This is a genomic window from Rhizobacter sp., assembly GCA_021153565.1.
GTDB lineage: Bacteria > Pseudomonadota > Gammaproteobacteria > Burkholderiales > Burkholderiaceae_C > Albitalea.
In genome coordinates, this window is sequence record JAJKJU010000217.1 from 1 (window position 1) to 21,879 (window position 21,879).

The following is a 21,879-nucleotide window of genomic DNA, read 5'->3' on the forward strand; positions in this document are numbered from 1 at the left end:
CGAGATTCGCCATGGGCCATGAGCGCTCTTGCTGACGTTCCATGCTTCGCGCACGGACACGCCACGCTTGCGCAGCTCGCGATAGCCCCTCGATCCCCATTGCTTCCATGCGTAGCAGCGTAACCGTCGCCGAATCCATTTGTCCAGCTCGCGCAGAGGGCTCAGAACCTCGGTCACGCCGAAGTACGCTTTCCAACCAAGCAGGGTTTCTCTCAGCTCTGCAACGATCTGGCTCAAACTTTGGCCTCGTGTTCGGCGGCTCAGTTCTCGCACGCGGTCCTTGAGCTTGTCGATGGCCGTGTCGGCCACCTTCAAGTTCTTGTCGCGACGGCTGAGCGTGAAGCCCAGGAACTTGCGGTTCCAGGGCCGGTCAACGGCGCTTTTTCGTGAATTCACTGTGAGCCGCAGTGAGTCTTCGATCCAGCGCGTCACGCTGTGCATCACCCGCTGTCCCGCACGTTCGCTCTTGACCGCAATGTTGCAGTCATCGGCATAGCGGGCAAAGCGGTGGCCGCGCCGGCTCAGTTCCCAGTCCATCTCGTCGAGCACCACATTGGCCAGCACCGGCGACAGCGGGCCACCTTGCGGCACCCCCATGACGCCGAGCTCCCGCTGCCCGTCCACCCAGGCCCCGGCCTTCAGGAACGCAGTGATCAGGCGCAGCAGCGCCCGATCGTCCACATGCTGTCGCAGCCGGTGCAGCAGCCGGTCGTGGTTGACCCGATCGAAGAAGCTCTCCAGATCGAGGTCCACGACCCAGCCGTGTCCGTCCTTGACGTCCGCCTGCAGTTTGCGCACCGCTTGGTGCGCCGAGCGTTGAGGTCTGAAGCCGTAGCTGTCGGGATGGAAGTGTGGCTCCCATTGCGTCTGCACGATCTGCGCAATGGCCTGCTGGACAAATCGGTCCAGCACGGTGGGAATGCCCAGCATCCTCTTGCGTCCATCGGGCTTTGGAATCTCCACGCGTCGCACCGGCTGCGGTCGATACCGTCCGGCCAGTATGTCGGCTTTGATGGCTTCCCAGTGGTGCACCAAGTGCTTGGGTAGTTCGTCGACGCTCATGCCGTCGATTCCCGGCGCGCCTTTGTTTCGGCGCACTTGTTTCAAGGCTCGCTGCAGGTTGTCGCGTTCGAGAACGCGCTCCAGCAACTTGCCATCCATCGGCTGGGCGTTCGTGCTGTCAGTGGTGCTGGGTTCAGCCGGTTCGGCTGCAATCCCCGCCCCCATCAGGCCCGCCCCCAGCTCTCGCAGCGTTCGGGCCTTTGACCGCGAGCCCGCGGTCTACTACGCCCTTTGCTGACTTCTGCGTGGTCTTCAGCGGCAGTCACCCACCGCCCAGCATGGCGCAACCGCCGCCATGCACCGCGCAGATCTCCCGTGGTAAGACACGAATCCTTCCTCGCATAGGCGCCGGATTTACAAAATGCACCCATCCCGGCATTGCGCCCGAGTTTGCAGATGGAGGGCTTGGTGGTCACGTGCCCACTGGCCCCGGATGCATCACGCCTCATATCCGGTTTTTGTTCATCGCCCCGCGATTTCGCCTTGGACTTCCTCCGCACCCCGCCTCGCGGCGACGCACTTGTGAGTGTGATCAGCCAATTCGATGGACCAATGATCGAGCTCGGTGATGGTCAGTCGGGCCATCACGGAATGTGACCATCGGCGACGTTTCGGGAGCCGACGTGACCCTGTTCAGATCCTCGATGGCCATTGCGATGGTCAGCAGAGAAGGTCCAGGCGTCGTGATGCCGGATTGGCCGCCGTGCGATTGGTCGGCGCGAGCGGCAATGGCGTTCGTTGGGGTGCGTTCAGGATGGCCGCGGTGCACCCAGCCTCTTGGCTTTGAGGGCGCGGCCAACAACCAGTGACGTCCCCGGTATGCACCGCGCTGCTGCATCGCAGTACGCCACGTTCTGTGGCCGCGGGCCACGAATCTCGAACCCTGCACGGGTTGAACTTGGGGTAACGGGCCTGACGGCCCTACGCCTTCGGCGCACGCCACCGAAAGTTTGTCAAACCATCGCTACACGACACGCGACCAGACACCCTCCGCTCGCACCGCCGATATCAGGCTGTTCGCGACTGGATCAACAGGAAGCGCTTCGACGAGGTGAGGAGGTGCGCTTGGCGACTTCGTGGAGTGTGAAGATTGTGTCGATGCGACATTCTCTGCGGGAGTTCAACGACCCTCGCGCAACGAGCCCGCGCCGGGCACCGATAGCGGCGCAAGGAAGCGCAAGCATTGGATGAGCTTCGCTTGTGCGTCGCTGCCCAGGAAGCGCTCCAGCAGGCATGCCGGCAAGGCGGTGTGCTCGACTGGCGGCATGAAGCGCGCCCGCTCGATTTCCCAGAATGAGGTTCGCACGAAGACTTCCTGCCACCAACGGCGCCACCGTTGCAACGTACGGCGTGCCACCCCCAAGCTCTCGCGCAACTCGTCGATCCGGCCGTCCGTTACGCCGGCCTGCATTGCAGCCAGCAACACCACGACGAGTGCCGGATAGCCCCGTCGCTCGAAGAAGCGAACCGACGCCGGTGTCGTTCGCTTTCGGCAGGTCTCGCAACAAAAGCTGTAGCGTGTCGGACTCGTCTCGTTCAGCTCCGGTGGACCAACGCGCAGCTTTCGGGGATAGCGCGCGCTGTGCAGCACGCCGCCACAGAAGCCGCAGCCCTTTGTGCGAGCCTTCGCGGCCAAGTCCTCATCAATGGTCGAAAGGAAGTGGAAGAGTTTTGGATCGGTGCTGTGGCTCACATGGTTCCTGGATTCGTAGTCTCCATACAGTGTCGGCCAATCCCTGTTCGCCTTGCCCGTCGTTTGATCAACGTACGCGATGGGGAGCAACCATCAACCCTCACGCAAGATGATCACCAAAGCGAAAAAGACCATCGCAATCGGTGCTCATGCTCACCATGCACGGCACACACGTTTGACATGAGCGGCGTCTGCGGGCTGGCGCAGCCAGCTCGCAGACGTCCGCTCGATGGAAGGGTTAATCGGGATAGGGGCCGATCATCGCTGATCGGACCCCTCCCACACCACCCGGCATGCGGGTCCGCACCGGGCGGTTCGAGAAGTTGAGGTCATGAGAATCTCGGGACACCCAAGCGGTCGAAATAGGCGATCGTTAGTACACGGTTCAGCCCCAAGGCGCTGTTATGCCACCAGCGTCGTGCATTGCCAGCGATGCTGGCCGCATCGTCCGCGCTGGCGCCCAGTCGGCGCAGTTCACGGAAGATCGTGGGACCGCTTCGCCACTGCTTGAGCTGCACGGCCCGCAGCCGGTGTCGCAGCCATTGATCCAATTCGCGCATGGTCTTGGGTGTCTGCGCCAGTCGGAAGTACGACTTCCAGCCCGGCACGTAGTCCCGCAAGTCCGCGGCGATCTGTTCGAGACTGCGGCCCCGTGTGCGGCGTGTCAGTTGACGCAGTCGCTCGCGCAGCTTGTCCTGCGCCGATTTGGCAACCGCCCTTTTTGCTTCGCCTTTGTACGCCCAGAAGCAATAGCCCAGGAATTTGCGTCCCCAGACTGACGCCACCGCCGTTTTGGACTCGTTGACCGTTAGCGCGAGCTTCGCGTAGCAGCCGCGCAGCGCTTGCAGCACCCGCTCACCTGCCCGCTGGCTCCTGACGTAGACGTTGCAGTCGTCGGCATAACGCACGAACTTGTGGCCCCTGCGCTCCAGCTCCCGATCCACTTCGTCCAGTAGCACGTTGGCCAGCAATGGGCTCAGAGGGCCGCCTTGCGGCGTGCCCTCAAACCTTTCGCTGCACACCCCGTGCGCCAGGATGCCCGCTTGCAGGTAGCGGCGGATCAGCCGCAGCACCCGCTTGTCCGCAATCCGCTTGGCCAGCCGGTCCATGAGAATGTCGTGGTTAACGCGATCGAAGAATTTCTCCAAGTCCACGTCCACTACGGTCTCGTAGCCAGCCTGCACGTACTGTTGCGCTTCCAACACCGCGTCATGAGCGCTTCGCCCTGGTCGAAAACCGTGGCTGTGCTCGCTGAACGTCGGGTCGATGAGCGGCTGCAGCACTTGCAGCAACGCTTGCTGGATCAGCCTGTCCACCACCGTCGGAATCCCCAGCTCGCGTGTTCCGCCTCCCGGCTTGGGTATGCCCACGCGGCGCACCGGATCGGGCCGGTATCTGCCATCGAGCAATTCCGCCCGGATGTCGGGCCACGCTTGCTTGAGGTATTCGCCTGTCTCCAGCACCGTACGTTTGTCCACGCCGGCACTGCCCTTGTTGGCCTTCACGCGCTTCCACGCTTGGACCATGTTCTCTCTGGCCAGCGCCTGCCCCAGCAGGTCAGCGGCCCCTGGGCTCGTCTGTTCGCGTCGCGCCGTCGATGCCTGCTCATGCCCGAGTTCGGGCGTTGGCTTCACCGCCGCCCTCGGTCTGGCACCCGCTGTTTGCGGCTTCTGAGTTCCGACCTCTTCAAGCGACACGACTCGTCACCCTCCTTCTCGTTCAGCCCTTCGCCCGTTGCCGAGCTACTACGGCCTCTGCTGACTTCTCGCTCCGGTTCGTCACCGTCGCCCTTTCAGGCACAAGGCGAGATCTCCCCAGGTAAGAACGCGATCCTTCACCGCACAACCGCCGCATTTACGTCGCCCGACCCTTGGCCACAAGAGCTTCGCAGATCGTTGCCTGCTCGCCCTGGTCGGCGTCGCCTCGAATGCGGTTCGTGTACCTCGGCTCGCGGTTTACGCTCCACGCTTCCTCCCCACGCTCGGTCGCCCTCACGCAGTTGCGCTTCACTTGCCTCCCTGTGGCCAGCTCGGCCGGGGACTTCCACCCCGAGAATCGCGCCCATGCTGGGCGCACAACGGATAGATCGCGGCTTCGCGCGATCTATCCTTATTCGTTAGGCCGCACTCTCGGCGAGGCGAGAAGCTTGGCCGAAGGGTGTGACATGCCAGATGTGGCTAGCTGAAGCGAGAGCGTGGCGCATTCGAATCGACAGTGAACCTTCCGCTGGCGGAAAGCAGGTACCACAAGAGAGAAAGAGCGATGCCCCAGAGAACACTATTCAGCGCGATGGGGCCAAGTGCGAGCTGCGGAACTTGCTGAAGGAGGTGTGCGGGAAGGATTCGTAGCAGCAGATCGTGTGGGTACTGAAGGACTGCGCACAGTGACGCGGCATTGCTGGCTAAGGCGGAACGAGTGAAAACGTGATCGAGATCAGAGCCATACGCCACGACGACCGATGCGTACCAAAGCCCGAAGTGGACAGCGGAAAAGCAAAGTAGGCGCAAGAGCAGCATTTGGTGGTTCCTGTGCGGCCTAGACAAGATGGCTTCGTGAACTCGGGCGGCCCGTCCCCTGCAACACCGTAGGTTGCACGCCGAGGGCGTGCCGAGCTACACCAATGCACCGGACCGATGGTCGGTCGGGTCGTTGCGACTTTGCGAGGAGACGAGCCATCGACCAATCTATCACGACCCTGTACGTGGGTTTGGACGTTCACAAGGACAGCGATCGACATCGCCACTGCCGACTCCGGCCGCGACGGCGAAGTGCGACACGTGGGAAGCATCGGCGGCGATCTGACCTCGCTGGACAAGGCGCTGCGCAAGCTGATCAGCCGGGGCCACAAGCTGCATGTGGTCTACGAGGCCGGACCGTGCGTGTTCGTGATCTGGCGCCACCTGAACGCGCTGGGCACCGCCTGCAAGGTGGTGGCGCCCTCGTCGATTCCGAAGCGCTCGGAGGATCGGATCAAGACCGACCGGCGCGACGCCATGATGCTGGCGCGGCTGGATCGATCGGGAGATCTCACCGCGGTACGTGTGCCCGATGCCGCCGACGAGGCCGTGCGTGACCTGGTGCGCGCCCGCGAGGACGCGGTACGCGAATGCCGCAACGCACGCCATCGGCTCAAGGCCCTGCTGCTGCGCAACGGCATCCCCTATGCCGGCAAGAGCTCCTGGACGGGCGCCCACCTGCGCTGGCTGGCCACGTTGAAGATGCCCCACGCGGCCCAGCAGATTGGCTTCCAGGAATACCTGCACTCGGTCACGGAGTCGACGCAGCGCATCGCGCGCCTGGAGCAGGCCCTGCGCGACGCACTGCCCGCGTGGCACCTGATGCCGCTGGTGCAGGCGCTGCAGGCCATGCGCGGCGTGCAATTGATCGCGGCGATGACGCTGGTGGCCGAGCTGCAGGACTTTCCTGCGCTTTGCGTCGCCGCGCAAGCTGATGGCCTATGTCGGCCTGGTGCCCGGCGAGCACTCCTCGGGCCCCAAGCGGCGCCACGGCAGCATCACCAAGGCGGGCAACAGCGCCGCACGGCGCATGCTCGGCGAGATCGCCTGGCATTACCGGCACAGCCCGCGCGTAAGCCCGATCATCGCCACGCGGCAGGCAATTCATCGCATCTGTGTTCGCAGAGGGCCCGGGTGCGCCCTCTTGACAGAGAGAAGCCATATCAACGTTTGAGCTGAGCGGCCGGAGCCGGCGAGGCGCTTGGGCCGCGAGGCCGATGATAAGCACCGCGGCCTCGCGGCCGAAGTGCCTCGCCGGTGGAGGTCCGCTCGAGCGAAGGTTAGGCGGCGCTCTGCGCGAGCATGCGCCTTATGAGCGGTGCTCCCAGTAGTGGGGACGCCGACTGTGATGGGCGATGGCGCTGATCCTAATGGATCCGGCTTCTGCTCGGTAGAGCATGGAGTATGGGTACCTGCCGATTGGGAAGAGGTGTCGCCCCTTGGTTGTCGGTGTGCCAAGACCCGGAAACTCCGCGAGAAGCTGAGCCTTCTCCTCAAACTTGGCCAAGAAGTTCCGAGCTACGTTCACGCTGACGTGATCTGCGTAGAAGCTGACGGCTTCGGCGAGTTCGGCCTCCGCCTCAGGCGTGAGGAAGTTGCTCACGCGAGCTTAGATCGAATACGTGCGACTGCGTCCTCGCCACGGACCCACGTTGTTTCGCCGCTGCTGATGCGGGTTTCCCGACGATCAGCTTCCTCCGACCAAGCCGTCTCCCACTCAGGATCTTTCTCCAGGCTCGCGATGAGCCGGTCAATTAGCCTAGAGCGCTCTGCTTCGGAGAGGCTGAGAACCTCGGCCTCGAGAACTTCAACTGGAATAGCCATTTCACACCTCGCTTCGGCGAAGCATGCCACAGGTGGAAGACCACGCGGATGGTGGCAAGTGCACTAGGGGTGGCCTGCGCCGTCCGGGCGATTGCATGAAGGAAACGAGTGAAAGCGTGGTAACGGAATGCCTCGAGATTGACCTCTAGAAGAGCAAATGAAGGTCAAAAGACAAGAAAACGGCCGCGTCCGTTACATGAACTTGCTTCTGGTGGCATTGCGTGGCGGCCACAGGTAAGGCGGACAGATGCTCAAGCGAGAAAAGTCCAGCAAGACCAACAGCAAGTCCACGTTTCGCCTCGATTTCGAGGGGTCTCCTATGCCAGATATTTGGTCATTTCTTCATGCAATCGCCCTGCCTGCGCCGTTTGAGATGAGCGGCGTGACCCGGCTTGCCGGGGCACGTCCTCTCGATTGAAGGGGTGGGCGTCACGCGGGATGCGCTGAGAACCTAACCCCAAGGGCACGAGCGACCTTGAGAATGGTGTCTAGGCGCGGCTTTGCGCCCGGCGCGAGGGCCTTGTAAAGGCTCTCTCGACCGAGGCCAGCATCTTTGGCGACTTGTGCCATGCCCTTGGCCCGCGCAACATCGCTAAGCGCAAGCAGCAAAAGATCTGTGTCTTCGGTGTCTAGAACAGCGGTCATGTACTCGGCAATGGCTTCGTCATCGGTGAGGTAACGAGCCGCATCGAATGGAAGAAGCTTTGCCTTTGTCTTGGAAGTACTCATCATTCAAGCTCCAACTGTTGCAAGAGCTTCTGCGCTCGCTTGATATCTCTTGCCTGGGTTGATTTGTCACCGCCAGCGAGATGACGATGAGTACGTTCTGGCGTTTCGTGAAGTACAGGCGATAGCCCGGACCAAACGCGATTCGCATCTCCGATACTTCGCTTCCGACTGGTTTCCAGTCGCCAAGATTCTCTGCTTCAGCCAGACGTAGCCTGGCGACGATGCGTAACTGAGCTTTGAGGTCTTTGAGGCCATCAAGCCAGTCTTGGAACTCCTGCGTTTGCCGTACCGTGAACATGCGCTGACTGAATCTATGTGGATACGAATGCCAAGCGAAGGTTTTGCGACTTCGTGACGCCCAACGAGATGAGAGGCGGCGCCCGGCTTGCCGGGTGCCGTCCTCGGCTGGGGGCTAGAACCCCCCCGGCTATCCGATTAGGCCGATACCGCTGCAGGCAATAGCTGGCTGATCTTGGAGTCACCATATGTGCGGAGGACTTGGGAGACCACGACTTGATAGCCCGCGAGCCAGTTGCCCTGTGCGGCCTTTGCTTTGAGGTGAAGGGGATGCGTGACTAGCTTCTGCAAGGCCTCCAGTGACTCCCAGTAGTACACGTTGGAAACCAAGCCGGTTTTCGCATTTTCCCAGGCCTCTTCGCCCAAGTAGCCAGGGATTGACTTTGCCATGACGGCGATCTCTTGATCCAGTCGATGGAACGCTTCATCAAACTGACCCTTGGCAAAGATGAACGTAGACGAATACATGAATGACCTAGAAATGGTTTGAGCATAGGAAGCAACGCATTGGCTGCCGGGGATCGAAGTAAGCGGCCAGTTGCTATTGCCAGGGCCTAACGAATAGCGTTTGTCTGACGCCGAACCCGCACTCAAGCAAAGGCACGGCAGAGCAGAGTCAGATAAACCGTGTTGAACTGAATCGTCGGTATGGCGGCCGAGTGGGTAGTGTAAGTTTCAGCGGTGAGCGTTGATGACGGCGAGGTGCGCTGGACGGAGCGCAGGGGTGCCACCAAGGCCGCAGGATGGTGACGTTGTGAGTGCCCCATCGATTGGGCGGCGATGCCGGGGCCGTTGGCAGCCGATCCTGGCGAGCAGGGTGCACGAAGGGCCGGGCCTGCGTCTGGAACGAGACCTTGCCGAGGGCGCGGGGCTGCGTGTGCGGATCACGGCGGCCCTCGGCATGGAGTGGCGGTGATGGCCGCGATGGCCGCACGATCGGCAGCCAAGTGCTCGGTGACGAGCCAGTGCCCGACCTTGCAGTGCGGGCAGCATTGGATCTCGATGGTGCCACGCGGCGCATGAAGGCATGCACGTCCTCGCGTGCTTGCGGATTCGCCGCCGGCATGGCCAGTAGCTGTCGGGCCAGTGCCAGCCGCTGGGTCTTGGTCACGGGTGCCAGCAACCCATAGCGCCGGATGCGCTTGAAGCCCGGCGGCAACACATGCTGCAGCAGCCGGCCGATGAACTGCTGGCCGTTCATGGCGATGGTGCGCTTGCCGCCGGTGTCGTCGGCGCGAACCCTCAGCCGCACCTTGTCGCCATCGATGACCACCAGCCGCTCGTTGCCGATGGCCGTGCGATACGTGTAGCGCGACAGATAGTCCAGCACCGCCGCAAGCCCCGCCAGCGGCGTCTTGGCGTAGACCACCCAATCGTGGCGGCGCAGGGCCTGCACGCGCTCACGGCACGCGCGCTGCGTATCGGCCGGGTCGTGCGGCAGCGCACCCGCTTCGATGGCCCGCTTGAGCGCATCCAGGAACTTATCCCGGAACACCCTCGACAGTGCATGCACCGGGAACAGGAAGCGCTCGCCGAGCCTGGGCTGAACCCAGGTGCTGGCACCGGCAGCGTCGAGCAGTGCCCCGCAGGCCATCAGCGCGTGCACATGCAGGAGGCGCCGCAAGTCCTGGGTCCAGCTGTGCAGTACCAGCGTGAACGCGCCCACGCCGCCGAGCCAGCGCGGGTTGGCCGCGAACTCGCTGAGCGTGGCGGCCGCGCACTGCATCAGCGTGTCGTAGACCCTGCGTGCGTGCACGGCCAGCGCATTGAGCTCGTGCGGCAGCGTGAAGACCAGGTGGCAGTACGGCACGTTGAGCAACTCGCCCAGCCGTGCCGCGCGCCAAGCCTCACGCTCACGTCTCTGGCACTGCGGGCAGTGGCGATTGCCCGCTCATCACGCCAAAAGCCCCCTGCTCGTCGTTGCAAATGCTCGCCATAGCCAAGCTATGGCTGCGCTTTGCGCCTAGATCAGCCGCCTTTTGACGTGCTGCTCGGACACGTTCGAAATACTCTCAGCCTCTCAGCGCGCGCCTTCCTGGTACCAGTACAGCCGCTTGCGAGTCTTGGACAGCTTGATGTTGGGGTCGTTCGGCGCCAGCGCGCCCTTGCGCTGGTCGCCGCCGGTGTAGAAGTGGTGGCTGGTCTGCGTGCCGTCGGGGTTGGTGATCGTCACGGTGCCCGAGATCGGGCTGGGCGGCAGGCCGCCGCCGGGATACTCGGTGGAGGTGGGCGTGGTGCAGAAGAGCGGCATTGTGTAGCCGCGCGCCGTGCCCAGGTCGCCGGTGCAGGTGTTGGTTGCCGTGGTGTCCTTCGGTGCATTGGTGCCGAAGTGTGTCTTCCCGCCGATGGTGGTCGCCGCATTGACGACCTTCTCGCCCTGCTGCAGCGTGAGGTAGCAGCCTGAGCCGGTGGTGGTGGATGCCGCGCCCACGGCGGTGAGCGCGCTGAAGTTGATGACGGTGTAGTCGCTCGGTTGGCCCTTGCTCAAGGTGCGGTCGAAGATGGTGAAGAAGTGGTCCTGCGTCGCGCTCAGCAGCGGCTTCTCGCGGTCGCCCGAGCCGAACATCAGCGCGGTGAAGCTGCCGGTCACCACCACGCTGGGCGGATAGAAGAACTTGCGGCCGGTCAGGGTGCCGCCGGACAGGTCGGCCACCTTGAAGATGCTCCAGTGGTCAGGGTCCGTCTGACCGTCGTTCTCGAAATCCACCCGCCAGACCTGGCCCCCCAGGTCGACGGCGTAGACGCGGTCGATGTAGCCGTCGAAGTCGGTGTCGAGGATGGACACGTCCGCCGCGACGCTGCGGCTGATGCCGCTGAACTCCTTGAGCTTTGCGCCGGTGAAGGCGTCCATGACGAAGATGGTGTTGCCCATCGTCGTCGTGCCGGGCACGTTGGCATCCTCGGCGGCCGCGTCATAGCCGCCACCGAAGATCACCACCGGGTTAGCGTTGCCGCGGATGCGTCCTACCTTGGGTTCTGACCACGTCTGGCCGAGCTTGGCCATGTCCGACGAGCTCGTGCGCCACAGCAGGATGGGCGAGGCCGGGTCGCTGACGTCGAATGCGTACAGCTGGCGGCCGCCGCGGCGCATGCCCACGTAGATGACGGCGCGCGAGGTGGTGCCGTCGGCGCGAATGCGCTGGTACAGGCCGATCGGGCCGTCCACGAAATAGTCACGCGGCTGGGCCGTCGCCGAGACCGTGGTCGACAGCTTCACTTCCGGCGTGTTGTTGCGCAGGCGCTTCAGCTTGCCGAACATCTCCTCGGGCACGAAGCTCCAGAGTTCGTCGCCCGGCGCGGGACCGGTACGGTTGCCGTCCATCGCATGCAGCATGCCGTCGTTGGCGCCGTAGAACACCGCCACGCCCAGCGTGCCGCCGTAGTTGATCACGGCGGGGCGCGAATGCAGCACGTCGCCGTGCACCGAGGGTCGGATGGTGGTGGTGCCGCCGGGGCCCATCTCGTCGCCGGCGTTGTCGGTGCCGCGCACCCAGGTGATGAGGTTGCTGCGGTCGGTGTCGCTCGCGGCACCCAGCAAGGCCGTGGTGATCAGCGTGTTGCTGGTGTTGAACCGCGTCGCGTCGGTGCCGCCCAGGGAGCTGCCGGCGCCGCAGCCCACGCAGGTGTAGACCTTGCGGGCCGCCTGTGAGGTGGCGTACTTGGCACGCACCCGCTGGGCCGCGCCGCCCTTTTCGACGACGTCGCCATCCTTGTAATCGGATGCGCCCGAATCGCCCATGAGCTGCCGGACCCAGAACGTGCTCGGCTCGGTCCAGAAGGACAGGGCCGAGGGGAGGATGAAGCCGGTGGAGTCGTTGATGGCCTGCACCCCGAGTGCGTCGACCATGCTCAGGTTGCCCAGTGCGTCGGCGGCGAACTGGTACTGCTTCAGGTTGCCGCGCCAGCGCGGCTTGCCGTCGCCGTCCGGGCGGAACACACCCATGTAGATCTGGTTGAGATAGGTGCCGCGGGCGTTCACGGCCACTGGCAGGCTCGCGGACGCGAACACGCTGTTGACCGATTGGATGGAATTGAAGGTGTCAAGCAGCTTGGTGGTGAGCGTGTCGGCGTCGCTCGCGGCGGTGTAGGTGCCGCCGCCGTTGTTGGCCATGCTCAACATGAAGTTCGGGAAGGTGCCGTCGCTTGACGACCCCGTCACCGCCACCGTGTGGGTGGTGATGCCCTGCGTGCCGTCCTTGCTGCTCACGTCCTTGCCGCGCATGAAGCGGGCCCATTCGTCGGCCCAGTTGGCCTGCTCCGACGTGCTGATGTAGGACGACGGGTATTCAATGGGCGAGGTGTTGCCGCCGGCCGCCGTGAGCAGCGAGAGCGAATCGTTGTTCTCCGCACCCTGCGGGCTGCCGTTGGCGATAAAGATGATGTAGTTGCGCGCGCATGAGGCCGTGGCCGATGAGATGTAGCTGCCGCCGGAGAAGGCGGCCGCATCGAACTTGCTGCCAAGGTTGCCCACGTAGGGTGCGCTGCCGCGGAAGTACAGGAACATCTCGTACATCGCCTTGGCGAAGGCGGCGTTGTTGCCCTTGTCATCACCGATGCCTAGGGCCTTGATCTTCGCCTTCAGCACGGCCTTGTTGTTGGTCGTGATGGGAATGAAGGCCTGTCGCGGGTAGCCGCCGTTGATCGAAGATGGCGATTCGTTGAGCAGCATCAGGCCGACGTTGAACAGTGCGTCGCTGTTGGCGTCCGCGCCGGCCTTGGTGGGCAAGGCGTCGATCACGTTGTAGAGGGCGCACTTCTCGATCGCCATCTTCGTCCCCTGCTCCTTGCCGGGGTTGTCGGCCTTGGGGCCATCCGTGGTCGTGACGCCGTTGTTCTTGTAGTAGCAGTTGCCCACCGACAGGCTGGCCGACCAGTTCGCCGAGTTGTCCAGCATCAGCAAGACGTTGGGAATGTCGTTGCTCGCCGCGCCGGAGGTGGTGTAGATGTCGATGTCTTCAGCCCGTGCGGCATGCGGCAAGCCGGCGCACAGTGCGGCGAGCAGGAAGGGGCGCAGAAACTTCGAGGACGGCTTCATGATGTGCATCTGCTGTGGGTGTCAGGGACAGGCGTTGTCGGCATCGGTGGTGAGCACGCGGGCTCCGACGCCCTGGTTCACGGCGACGAAGGCGCCGGTGCGCGCGTCGGTCGCCTCGGCGTAGACGTTCCACTCGGTTTCGGAGCACATCGAGTCACCCGAGGTGATGACCGGTGGCGGCACCTCGCTTTCCATGCCCGTGTCACGGCCGGCATCCTTCATGCAGGGGCGGTCGCCGGATGAATCGACGTTGAGGTCCTTTTGCTTCACGACGCGCACCCGGTAGCAGGCGGGCTTGCGGTTGCCGTTCTTGTCCTTCAGCGCCACGTTGTAGGTGGTGCCGTTGATCGTGATCGGCACGGCGCTCGCGGCGACTCCGGCGGGGTTGGTGGTGAACAGTGCCGAGCTGATGGTCTGCTCGACGGCCGTCTGCGCCGCCACCATGGCTTCCTTGCGGATCTCCATGTTGGACACCACCCGCGTGTTGGTGGTGCTTCCGTTGAAGGCCCAGATGCCCAACATCGAGATCGCCATCAGCAGCACGAGGGCGACGATGAGCGTGATGCCGCGCTGGCGGCAGGCGTGTCGTGGGCTGCGAATCATTGGACCTCCCGCTGGCCGCTCGAGTTGGCCAGTCGGATGACGGTGGTGTAGGCGCGGCGCGTGTAGCCGTCGGCCGTGGGGATCTCGTAGGTGCCCGCGCCGCCCAGCGTGAAGCTCTGTGCCGTAGCCAGACCCGTGCCCGAGGCCTTCTCGATGGACCGCGTGACGTAGTGCATCTTGATGGCCACCACGTTTTCCCAGGCCGCGCCCGTCACGCTTGCATCCGTCGTGAGGAGGTAGGTGTCAGGCGCGCCGTCGTTGTTCAGGTCGAAGCCGTACTCGATGCGAAGCATCTCGACGCCTTCGGCCAGAGGCGTTTCCACCACCTGGTTGCCCACGAGTTCCATGCGCTTGAGCGTGGGGATGGTGTCGCCGCCTGTGCCGCACTGGTTGCACGACGCCACGAAATAGATGCGCGACACATACGCGCGCACGCTGTTGGCCGCAGTGCAGTTGCGGTTGTGCAGCACGAAGGCGCTCGGGTCCGCGCCGAACACCAGGCGCGTCATCGCCGGGTCGCTCACGCAGTAGGAGTACTGCACGTAGTTCTGGGTGTTGGGCGTGGCGATGCTGGCGGGGGTTATCGTCTCGGCGCTCACGCGGCGCATCGCGATCGCGTCGGTTCCTGCTCGGCGGTTGGCGAGGCAGGTCACGGTATCCGCATGGCGGTACCCGCGCACGGGGGCGGGCAGCGTGAGGGGGTCTGCCACCCAGTTGAGGGCACCGGTCGGGTTCGGCGTGGTACTGCACGGGTCTGGTTGCGAGTACACCGCCCCCGTGAATTGCACCTCGCCATAGAAGCCCGCCAGCCGCAGGTCTTCCGACAGCAGTTCCGCGACATAGCGGCCAGTCTCGATCTGCTGGCTGGCGCGCTCCAGGTTGCGACCGGTGTTCGAGGCATTGGCAAACACTGTCAGCAGTGCTGCCGTGACGAGCAGGCCCAGCGTGAGGCCCACCATGAGTTCGACGAGCGTGAGCCCGCGCTGCGAGGCGCGGGCGTTCAGATGCAGCTTCATGTGGAGCATCGCCTCAGCACCGGGGGGTTGGTGGAATGACGTCCGGGTCCTTCAGCCTGGCGATGCACACCGTGGACGACACGGCGCGCCGCTGGTCTTCGCGCGGGAATGCGGAGTCGCCCTGGCCGCAGCCGTTGGCGGGCGCGCCGGTCGCGACGGTGCCCTGCCAGACCACGGAAATGACGTATCGGTCGCTGGTGCCGACCGCGCGTGTGATGCAGCCGCGCGCCGACAGCATCGAGCCGACTTTCGAGCCCCCGCGGGTTTCGGCGCTGCCGCGGATGAGGTTGCCCCATTCGCACAGGTCGAGGCTCGCGCCGGCGAGCGAGGCGCAGTCGGCCGCGGCGCCTTCGCCGATGAGGCCGCTCACCACGTAGCTGCCGGCATTGCCGCGGTTAGCGTTCATGCGGTCAGTCATGTCCGACAGCAGCACCAGGGCCTGGCTGCGCTGGTACGACTCGAACTCGGCCGCGGTGGCCCTTGCCTGCAAGGCAGCGAAGCCCAGCAGCCCGAAGGCACAGATGACGATGGACACCAGCACTTCGATCAGCAGAGCGCCGCGCTGCCGACGGGCGTTCGAGACCTGCGCGTTCACGAGCAGTCTCCCACGGAAGATCGGGCATGGCCCGACAAGGTCAGCGCGACGCAGCGAACCGCATTGCTCGTGGCCGCGGTGGAGGCCAGCTGGATGCGCACGGCGGCGGTGGGCGACGAGACGCGGCCATTGGCGTTGAAGACGATGCGGTCGGGGGCGCCGGTGAAGCTGAGGGAGCTGTCCACCGCGTTCTGGGAGCCGAGCACGGCGTCGTTGGAGACGATCTTGACCTGCCAGCCGTTATTCCAGCTCGTGCCGGTTCGGGCTACCTGCACGTTGCCGTTGCGTTTGAGGGCTTCGTTGCGTGCCAGGATCAGCGCGGAGGTGAGGTCGTAGGAGGCGGCCTTGATGCGCTGGCCGGCGACGAAGCTGCGGAACGACGGCGCCGCGATGGCCGTGAGGATCGCGACCACGCTGACGACGGTCATCAGCTCGATCAGCGTGAAGCCGCGAGCGGCCTTCGCGTTGGGCCGGGCGTTGTAGCGGGGGGCGGGACGGCTCATGGGCATCACCAGCATCCAGTCATGGCGGCAGTCTTGGTGCCGTTCTGGTCGATGCTCAAGGTGCCGCACTTTTCGCTGGACTGGTCAACGTTTGGCGTCAGCGTGAGCGTGAAGGTGTTCGTCCCAGGGGCGGGCATCGCTACGGTGTACGCGACGCTCACGTTGGAAGGGACGGGAATGCCGGCTGCGTCGACGGTGGCAGCGAAGGCCCGAGTGTCGACCATGAACTGCTGCTGGCGGGCGGCCACGGCCATCATGAACGACTGCGCCTCGGCGCGCCGCGACTTGCGCAGGTGCTCGCGGTAGTTGGGCAAGGCGATGGCCGCCAGGAGGGCGACTACGGCCACCGTGATCATCAGTTCTATCAGCGTGAAGCCGCGAGACGAGGTGCGCATGCTGCAGTTCAACAAGAAGGGTTGAATCGTTATCGGGGGCTGAGCAGGGAACTTGACGTGCGGCCGAACCGCTCATCGCTGGTCGGGAACCATTCGTCGTAATTGGGAAAATGTTCCCAAGAAGGACGTGACGTATTCCGCGTTGGAGAGCGGCACCCCACCGCCGTTGAGCCCGCATTTGCGGGCTCTTTGGAGGGTTGGCTGACCACGCATGATCCACGTCGCTATTCGTACCCCGAAAACGCCACCAACCCAGTCTGCGTTTGCTGCCTGCCCGATCCTGCTTATCTGGCACGAATCGCCGCCTTCGGTGACTCCGTTCACGAAACCAAGTCTGGCCGCGACGAATAAGGAAGGTGTCTGAACGATATCCTCAAATCACACGCGCACAGGTCTGCGTGCCGTCGTTCAAAGGAGGTCGCCGCATGCCAACCATCGTCCAAACCCACTCGGGAAAAGTCAGTGGCTTGTGGGGCGCAGCGCTGATCCGGGGCGCCGACGGAAAGATGCATGCGCTCAAGGTGGGCGACGTGATTCATCGTGGCGACGTCATCCTGACGACCCAGACCGGCCTGATCGAGATCACGCCTGAAGAGACGATCACCGCCAAGGCAGCATCGGTTGCGGACGACATCGATCGCGTCATCGCCGGGATCAACACCGGTGACGCAACCGCCGCCACGGCTGCCATCGTTGGTGCCGACGGCGCGGGCGAACTGGGCCCGGGCCTGCGGGTCGACCGAGTTTCCGAATCGGTGGGCGGTGCCAATCCGTTTACCAGCAACGGGACGGCCATCACGCCCACGGCCTTTCTTGACGGCAACCAGATCACCGCGACAGAGAAGGCCACGCCGATTCCTGTCATCGGCGCCGTCACCAACTTGATCAACGCCGTCGAGCAAGGCCCGTCGGTCAACCTCGGCATCGGGCAGCCCTCGGGCGCATCGGCCGCAGCCACCGTCACTGTGGGTCAGATGCCGGTCATCGGGCAGATTCAAAAGGCCGATGGCACCCCGGTGCTGGCGGGCGGTACGCTGACGGTCGCCGATCTCACGGGCCTGAAATACGTTCCGCCTGCCGACTACAACGGCACGTCCCCGGTGGGCAATTTCGGCTACACCGTGAGCGAAGGGGGCGGATCTGCCTCGGGCACGATCAACATCAATCTTGCACCGGTCAACGATGCACCAGTGGCCAGCGCCATCGCAGTCACTGGCCTGGAAGACAGCACGCTGCCACTCTCGCTTGGCGGCACAGATGTGGACGGCACCGTCACGGGAGTGACCATCGTCAGCGTTCCGGCGGGCAGCACGCTCTCGCTCGCCGACGGTACGCCGGTCCTGGCCGGACAAACCGTCACTGCGGCGCAGGCCGCGAACCTGCTGCTCCATCCGGGTGCCGACTTCAACGGCAGTGCGTCAGTGGTCTTCACGGTCACCGACGACACCGGCACCGTGTCGGCGCCAGCGTCGATCGGCATCACCGTCACCGCCGTCAACGATGCACCGATGGGCGTGAACGACACGGCCACCACGCTCGAAGACTCGGTGCTGTCGGGCAATGTGCTGACCAACGACACGGACGTCGATGGACCGGTGGCCACGGTGACGCAATTCATGGTGAACGGAAGCACCTTTGCAGCGGGCGCAACCGCCGAGCTCACTGGTGTCGGATCGTTGGTGATCAACGGCGATGGCTCGTACACATTCACCCCGTCCGCCAACTACAACGGCCCGGTCCCGCTCGTCACCTACACGCTGACCGACGGCGCGCTGAACTCGGTCGCCACGCTCGCCATCAACGTGGCCTCGGTGAACGATGCGCCAGTGGCGGGCCATGATCTGGCCTCGACGCCGATCAACACACCCCTGACCTTCTCGGTGCTGGGCAATGACTCCGACGTGGACGGTGACACGCTCACCGTCACCGGCGCCGTGCTGGCCAACCCGGCGCAGGGCGCCATCTCCGTCAATCCGGACGGCACGCTGAGCTTCGCGCCCGCGGTCGACTTCAGCGGCGCGGTCGCGGTGACCTACACAGTCAGCGACGGCCACGGCAGCAGCGGCACCGCCAACGTCACCATCAACGTCGGCACCAACACGCCGCCCGCGGGGGCGGACAGCACGCAGACGCTGGCCGAGGACTCGAGCTACACCGTTCGAACCAGCGATCTCGGCTTTGCCGATGCGGATGCAGGCCAGGGCCTTGCCAATGTGCGCATCGATGCGCTGCCCGCCACGGGCACGCTGTTGCACAACGGTGTCGCCGTATCTGCCGGTGCCGTGATTTCGGCGGCCGACATTGCCGCTGGAACCCTGGTATTCGTGCCCGTTGCAAATGCCAACGGCACGCCCTACGCAAGCTTCAGCTTCAGCGTGCAAGACAGTGACGGAGCGTTCGACTCGGCACCAAATTCACTGACCTTCAACGTCACGCCGGTGAACGATGCGCCGCTGACCACGGGCGACGTCGGCTCCGTGGCTGAAGATGCGACGCTGTCGTCACCTGCTGCTGGCGTGCTCGCCAACGACAGCGACGTCGATGCCGGCGACTCCAAGACCGTGTCGGCTGTCTTCTTCGGCACCAGCACCGGCACCGTGGGCAGTGCCCTCGTCGGCAACTTCGGCACACTCACGCTCAATGCGGACGGTAGCTACAGCTATGCGGCGAACACCGCAGCGGCAAGTGCACTGGGCGCAGGCCAGAGCGGCACGGACATCTTCACGTACACCGTGCGTGATACCGCGGGCGCCACCTCGAGCGCGACACTCTCGCTGACCGTCAACGGACAAAACGATGCAGCAAGCATCGGCGGCGCCACCACCGGCAACGTGATCGAAACGGGCGGTGCGGTCAATGCGATGGCAGGGACATCCGATGCATCGGGTGTGCTCACCGTCAGCGATGCGGATGCGGGTCAGGCAGTCTTTCAAACGCCAGCTGCCACCAGCCTCAATGGCACGTACGGGACCTTCACGTTCGATGCCTCCACCGGGGCGTGGACGTATGACCTCGACAACAGCAAATCCACCACGCAGGCACTGACCGCCGGGCAGATCGCACACGACACGCTGACCGTCACGAGCGCCGATGGCACTGCCAGCCAGATCATCGACGTGAAGGTCACCGGGTCGGAAGACGATGCGTCCATCGCCGGGACGGCCACCGGCTCGGTCATCGAAGCAGGTGGCATCGCCAACGCCACCGCGGGTTCGCCTAATCCGAATGCATCGGGTCTGCTCACGATCAGCGACGTCGACGCAAGCCAGGCGGTCTTCCAAGCCCCCGCTGCGGCAAGCCTGAATGGAAGCTTCGGCACCTTCACCTTCAATACCATCACCGGCGCCTGGACCTATGCACTCGACGACTCCAAGGTCGCGACGCAGGCATTGGTCGCCGGCCAGGTGGCGCACGACACGCTGACCGTCACGAGCGCCGATGGTGCGGCCACGAAGATCATCGACGTCACCGTCAATGGATCGAACGACAACGCCATCATCGTCGGCACGTCCACCGGCAGTGTCACCGAGGCAGGCGGCACTGCCAACGCCATCGCAGGCACACCGTCGACGGGCGGCAGCCTCAACATCGTCGACGTCGATTTTGGTCAAGCATCCTTCCAAACCCCGGCCAGCCTCGACGGCACCTACGGCACGTTTGCCTTCAATGCGATGACGGGCGCGTGGACATATGCGCTCGACAACAGCCGTCCAGCCACCCAGGCGATGGCCGCCAGCGGCTCGCCCGTGCACGACACCTTGATCATCAAGAGCCTGGACGGTACCGCGACGCGCACTATCGACGTTACCGTCAACGCAGCGGACGACGCGCCGGTCGCTGTACACGATGCCGCGAGCACGCCGATCAACACATCCATCAACATCAACGTCACGGCCAATGACAGCGACGCCGACAACCCGAACTCGGCATTGACGGTTTCCAACCCCATGCTGTCGGATCCGAGCAAGGGCCTCGTGTCCGTCAACCCCGACGGCACGATCTTCTTCCAACCGATCAACAACTTCAGCGGCTCACTGACGATCACGTACACGCTGAAGGACCCGGACGGGCTGTCCGACACGGCGACCGTCACGGTCAACGTCAACGCCAACACCCCGCCGAGCGGAACCGACTTCACGATCACCACGAACGAAGACACGCCGGCAGCGCTGACCATCGCCAACTTCGGGTTCAGCGATCCGGATGCCGGCCAGACCATCGATGCCGTGCGCATCGTGACATTGCCCGGGGCTGGCACGCTGCTGCTCAACGGCGTTGCCATTGCCGCGGGCACGGTGGTTCCGACGTCTGAGATCAGCGCGGGCCAGTTGGTCTTTTCACCGGCGCCAAATGCCAGCGGCGCGGGCTACTCGTCCTTCACATTTGCAGTGCAGGACTCGGCCGGCAGCTTTGACAGCACGCCCAACACCGCGACCTTCAACGTCACGGCGGCCAACGACGCTCCCGTCGGCGTGAACGACAGCGCGACGACCTTCGAAGATGTCTCGGTATCGGGCAACGTGCTCACCAATGACACGGATGTCGATGGTCCGTCCAAGACCGTCACGCAGTTCGTCGTGGGCGGAAACACCTTCGCCGCCGGCGCGACGGCGAACCTGGCGGGCGTGGGCACCCTGCTCATCCATGCGGATGGTTCGTATGCCTTCGCACCTGCCGCGAACTACGCAGGCGCTGTACCGGCAGCGACTTACACGGTGAGCGACGGGACGCTCACCTCGACGGCGACGCTGACGTTGACCATCACGGCGGTGAACGATGCGCCGACGGCCACGCCGGGCTCAGCCAGCGGCAACGAGGACACGACCATCGCGGTCAACCTCGGCGGCACGGACATCGACGGAACCATTGCGTCCATCAACGTCACCGCGCTGCCTGTCAATGGCACGCTGTTCCTCAATGACGGCGTCACGCTGGTTACTGTGGGCTCCGCTCTCACACCGGCTCAAGCCGCCTCGCTGAAGTTCTTGCCGATCGCCAACTTCAACGGCAGCACCAGCTTCACCTTCACGGTCACTGACGATCAAGGCGCCACGTCTCCTGCGGCGACAGAGACCATCAACGTGGCTTCGGTCAACGACGCGCCGACTGCAACGCCTGGCACGGCCGCTGGCAACGAGGACGCGACCATCGCCGTCAGTCTCGGCGGTACGGACATCGACGGCACGATTGCCTCGATCAAGATCACTTCGCTGCCGGCCAATGGCACGCTGTTCCTGAACGACGGCATGACCGCTGTCGGCCTGAGCACGGCACTCACGCCTGCTCAAGCTGCTTCGCTGAAGTTCGTCCCATCGGCGAACTTCAATGGCAGCACCAACCTGACCTTTACGGTAACCGACGATCAGGGTGAGACATCCGTCGCCGCCACCGAAACCATCAGTGTCGCGTCCGTCAACGACGGCCCTACCGCAACCGCGGGCACCGTCAGCGGCAACTAGGACACGACCATTGCCGTGAGCCTCGGCGGCACGGACATCGACGGAACCATTGCGTCCATCAACGTCACTGCGTTGCCTGCCAACGGCACGCTGTTCCTCAATGACGGCGTCACGCTGGTCACTGTGGGCTCCGCTCTCACACCGGCTCAAGC

17 protein-coding genes and 1 pseudogene are annotated in these 21,879 nt (G+C 64.2%); 3 read left to right on the forward strand and 15 right to left on the reverse strand.

Annotation, left to right across the window (positions count from 1 at the left end):
- From ltrA (AC30NL_RS13570) to ltrA (AC30NL_RS13580), 3 genes are all read right to left on the reverse strand, one after another.
- Positions 1–1,161, reverse strand: a 1,161-nt coding sequence (ltrA, locus tag AC30NL_RS13570) for a group II intron reverse transcriptase/maturase (RefSeq protein WP_489464530.1), incomplete at its 3' end; no start/stop codon positions are given.
- A gap of 1,021 nt (positions 1,162–2,182) precedes the next feature.
- Positions 2,183–2,755: a hypothetical protein gene (locus AC30NL_RS13575; protein WP_489464531.1), complete on the reverse strand. Its 573-nt coding sequence runs from the start codon at positions 2,753–2,755 to the stop codon at positions 2,183–2,185.
- Positions 2,756–3,084: 329 nt separating this feature from the next.
- Positions 3,085–4,452, reverse strand: coding sequence for a group II intron reverse transcriptase/maturase (ltrA, locus tag AC30NL_RS13580; RefSeq protein WP_489464532.1), 1,368 nt, complete (start codon positions 4,450–4,452; stop codon positions 3,085–3,087).
- A 1,080-nt stretch (positions 4,453–5,532) separates the two neighbouring features.
- Here ltrA (AC30NL_RS13580) and AC30NL_RS13585 point away from each other — a divergent pair.
- The gene (locus AC30NL_RS13585) at positions 5,533–6,450 is read left to right on the forward strand and encodes an IS110 family transposase (protein ID WP_489464533.1); all 918 of its coding nucleotides are present in this window, start codon (positions 5,533–5,535) and stop codon (positions 6,448–6,450) included.
- 130 nt (positions 6,451–6,580) lie between these two features.
- Here the strand turns inward: AC30NL_RS13585 and AC30NL_RS13590 are convergent, their stop codons facing one another.
- The gene (locus AC30NL_RS13590) at positions 6,581–6,874 is read right to left on the reverse strand and encodes a type II toxin-antitoxin system RelE/ParE family toxin (RefSeq protein ID WP_489464534.1); all 294 of its coding nucleotides are present in this window, start codon (positions 6,872–6,874) and stop codon (positions 6,581–6,583) included.
- Complete coding sequence (locus AC30NL_RS13595; protein ID WP_489464535.1) at positions 6,871–7,095, reverse strand: addiction module protein; 225 nt, start codon at positions 7,093–7,095, stop codon at positions 6,871–6,873. Before AC30NL_RS13595 ends, AC30NL_RS13590 begins: the two co-directional genes overlap by 4 nt.
- A gap of 247 nt (positions 7,096–7,342) precedes the next feature.
- On the opposite strand from AC30NL_RS13595, the gene AC30NL_RS13600 reads away from it, so the two are divergent.
- Positions 7,343–7,513: a hypothetical protein gene (locus AC30NL_RS13600; RefSeq protein ID WP_489464536.1), complete on the forward strand. Its 171-nt coding sequence runs from the start codon at positions 7,343–7,345 to the stop codon at positions 7,511–7,513.
- An 11-nt stretch (positions 7,514–7,524) separates the two neighbouring features.
- On the opposite strand, the gene AC30NL_RS13605 is transcribed toward AC30NL_RS13600, so the two are convergent.
- From AC30NL_RS13605 to AC30NL_RS13650, 10 genes and pseudogenes are all read right to left on the reverse strand, one after another.
- A complete protein-coding gene (locus tag AC30NL_RS13605; RefSeq protein ID WP_489464537.1) occupies positions 7,525–7,824 on the reverse strand; it encodes an addiction module antidote protein in 300 nt (99 codons plus the stop codon).
- Positions 7,760–8,122: a type II toxin-antitoxin system RelE/ParE family toxin gene (locus AC30NL_RS13610; RefSeq protein WP_489464538.1), complete on the reverse strand. Its 363-nt coding sequence runs from the start codon at positions 8,120–8,122 to the stop codon at positions 7,760–7,762. The genes AC30NL_RS13605 and AC30NL_RS13610 overlap by 65 nt, the downstream gene beginning before the upstream one ends.
- Positions 8,123–8,259: 137 nt before the next feature.
- A complete protein-coding gene (locus AC30NL_RS13615) occupies positions 8,260–8,589 on the reverse strand; it encodes an antibiotic biosynthesis monooxygenase family protein (RefSeq protein WP_489464539.1) in 330 nt (109 codons plus the stop codon).
- A gap of 416 nt (positions 8,590–9,005) precedes the next feature.
- Positions 9,006–10,006 (reverse strand): annotated as a pseudogene (locus tag AC30NL_RS13620) (IS91 family transposase); the annotation flags it as partial.
- A 135-nt stretch (positions 10,007–10,141) separates the two neighbouring features.
- On the reverse strand, positions 10,142–13,156 hold the full coding sequence (locus AC30NL_RS13625; protein ID WP_489464540.1) for a pilus assembly protein: 3,015 nt from the start codon (positions 13,154–13,156) through the stop codon (positions 10,142–10,144).
- A gap of 21 nt (positions 13,157–13,177) precedes the next feature.
- Positions 13,178–13,759, reverse strand: a complete 582-nt coding sequence (locus AC30NL_RS13630; RefSeq protein ID WP_489464541.1) for a pilus assembly PilX family protein — start codon at positions 13,757–13,759, stop codon at positions 13,178–13,180.
- Complete coding sequence (locus AC30NL_RS13635) at positions 13,756–14,775, reverse strand: PilW family protein (protein ID WP_489464542.1); 1,020 nt, start codon at positions 14,773–14,775, stop codon at positions 13,756–13,758. Before AC30NL_RS13635 ends, AC30NL_RS13630 begins: the two co-directional genes overlap by 4 nt.
- 13 nt (positions 14,776–14,788) lie before the next feature.
- The gene (pilV, locus tag AC30NL_RS13640) at positions 14,789–15,370 is read right to left on the reverse strand and encodes a type IV pilus modification protein PilV (protein WP_489464543.1); all 582 of its coding nucleotides are present in this window, start codon (positions 15,368–15,370) and stop codon (positions 14,789–14,791) included.
- Entirely contained in the window at positions 15,367–15,888 is a 522-nt protein-coding gene (locus AC30NL_RS13645) for a GspH/FimT family pseudopilin (RefSeq protein ID WP_489464544.1), read from the reverse strand. Before AC30NL_RS13645 ends, pilV begins: the two co-directional genes overlap by 4 nt.
- Entirely contained in the window at positions 15,879–16,268 is a 390-nt protein-coding gene (locus AC30NL_RS13650; protein ID WP_489464545.1) for a type IV pilin protein, read from the reverse strand. The genes AC30NL_RS13645 and AC30NL_RS13650 overlap by 10 nt, the downstream gene beginning before the upstream one ends.
- A 425-nt stretch (positions 16,269–16,693) precedes the next feature.
- On the opposite strand from AC30NL_RS13650, the gene AC30NL_RS13655 reads away from it, so the two are divergent.
- On the forward strand, positions 16,694–21,727 hold the full coding sequence (locus tag AC30NL_RS13655) for a beta strand repeat-containing protein (protein WP_489464546.1): 5,034 nt from the start codon (positions 16,694–16,696) through the stop codon (positions 21,725–21,727).
- Positions 21,728–21,879: the final 152 nt, after the last annotated feature.

Bases quoted from the DNA above. Each gene is read 5' to 3' on its own strand.
- AC30NL_RS13595 (WP_489464535.1), bottom strand. From the start codon at position 7,095: ATGGCTATTCCAGTTGAAGTTCTCGAGGCCGAGGTTCTCAGCCTCTCC.
- AC30NL_RS13600 (WP_489464536.1), top strand. From the start codon at position 7,343: ATGCTCAAGCGAGAAAAGTCCAGCAAGACCAACAGCAAGTCCACGTTT.
- AC30NL_RS13605 (WP_489464537.1), bottom strand. From the start codon at position 7,824: ATGAGTACTTCCAAGACAAAGGCAAAGCTTCTTCCATTCGATGCGGCT.
- AC30NL_RS13610 (WP_489464538.1), bottom strand. From the start codon at position 8,122: ATGTTCACGGTACGGCAAACGCAGGAGTTCCAAGACTGGCTTGATGGC.
- AC30NL_RS13615 (WP_489464539.1), bottom strand. From the start codon at position 8,589: ATGTATTCGTCTACGTTCATCTTTGCCAAGGGTCAGTTTGATGAAGCG.
- AC30NL_RS13625 (WP_489464540.1), bottom strand. From the start codon at position 13,156: ATGAAGCCGTCCTCGAAGTTTCTGCGCCCCTTCCTGCTCGCCGCACTG.
- AC30NL_RS13630 (WP_489464541.1), bottom strand. From the start codon at position 13,759: ATGATTCGCAGCCCACGACACGCCTGCCGCCAGCGCGGCATCACGCTC.
- AC30NL_RS13635 (WP_489464542.1), bottom strand. From the start codon at position 14,775: ATGAAGCTGCATCTGAACGCCCGCGCCTCGCAGCGCGGGCTCACGCTC.
- AC30NL_RS13645 (WP_489464544.1), bottom strand. From the start codon at position 15,888: ATGCTGGTGATGCCCATGAGCCGTCCCGCCCCCCGCTACAACGCCCGG.
- AC30NL_RS13650 (WP_489464545.1), bottom strand. From the start codon at position 16,268: ATGCGCACCTCGTCTCGCGGCTTCACGCTGATAGAACTGATGATCACG.
- AC30NL_RS13655 (WP_489464546.1), top strand. From the start codon at position 16,694: ATGCCAACCATCGTCCAAACCCACTCGGGAAAAGTCAGTGGCTTGTGG.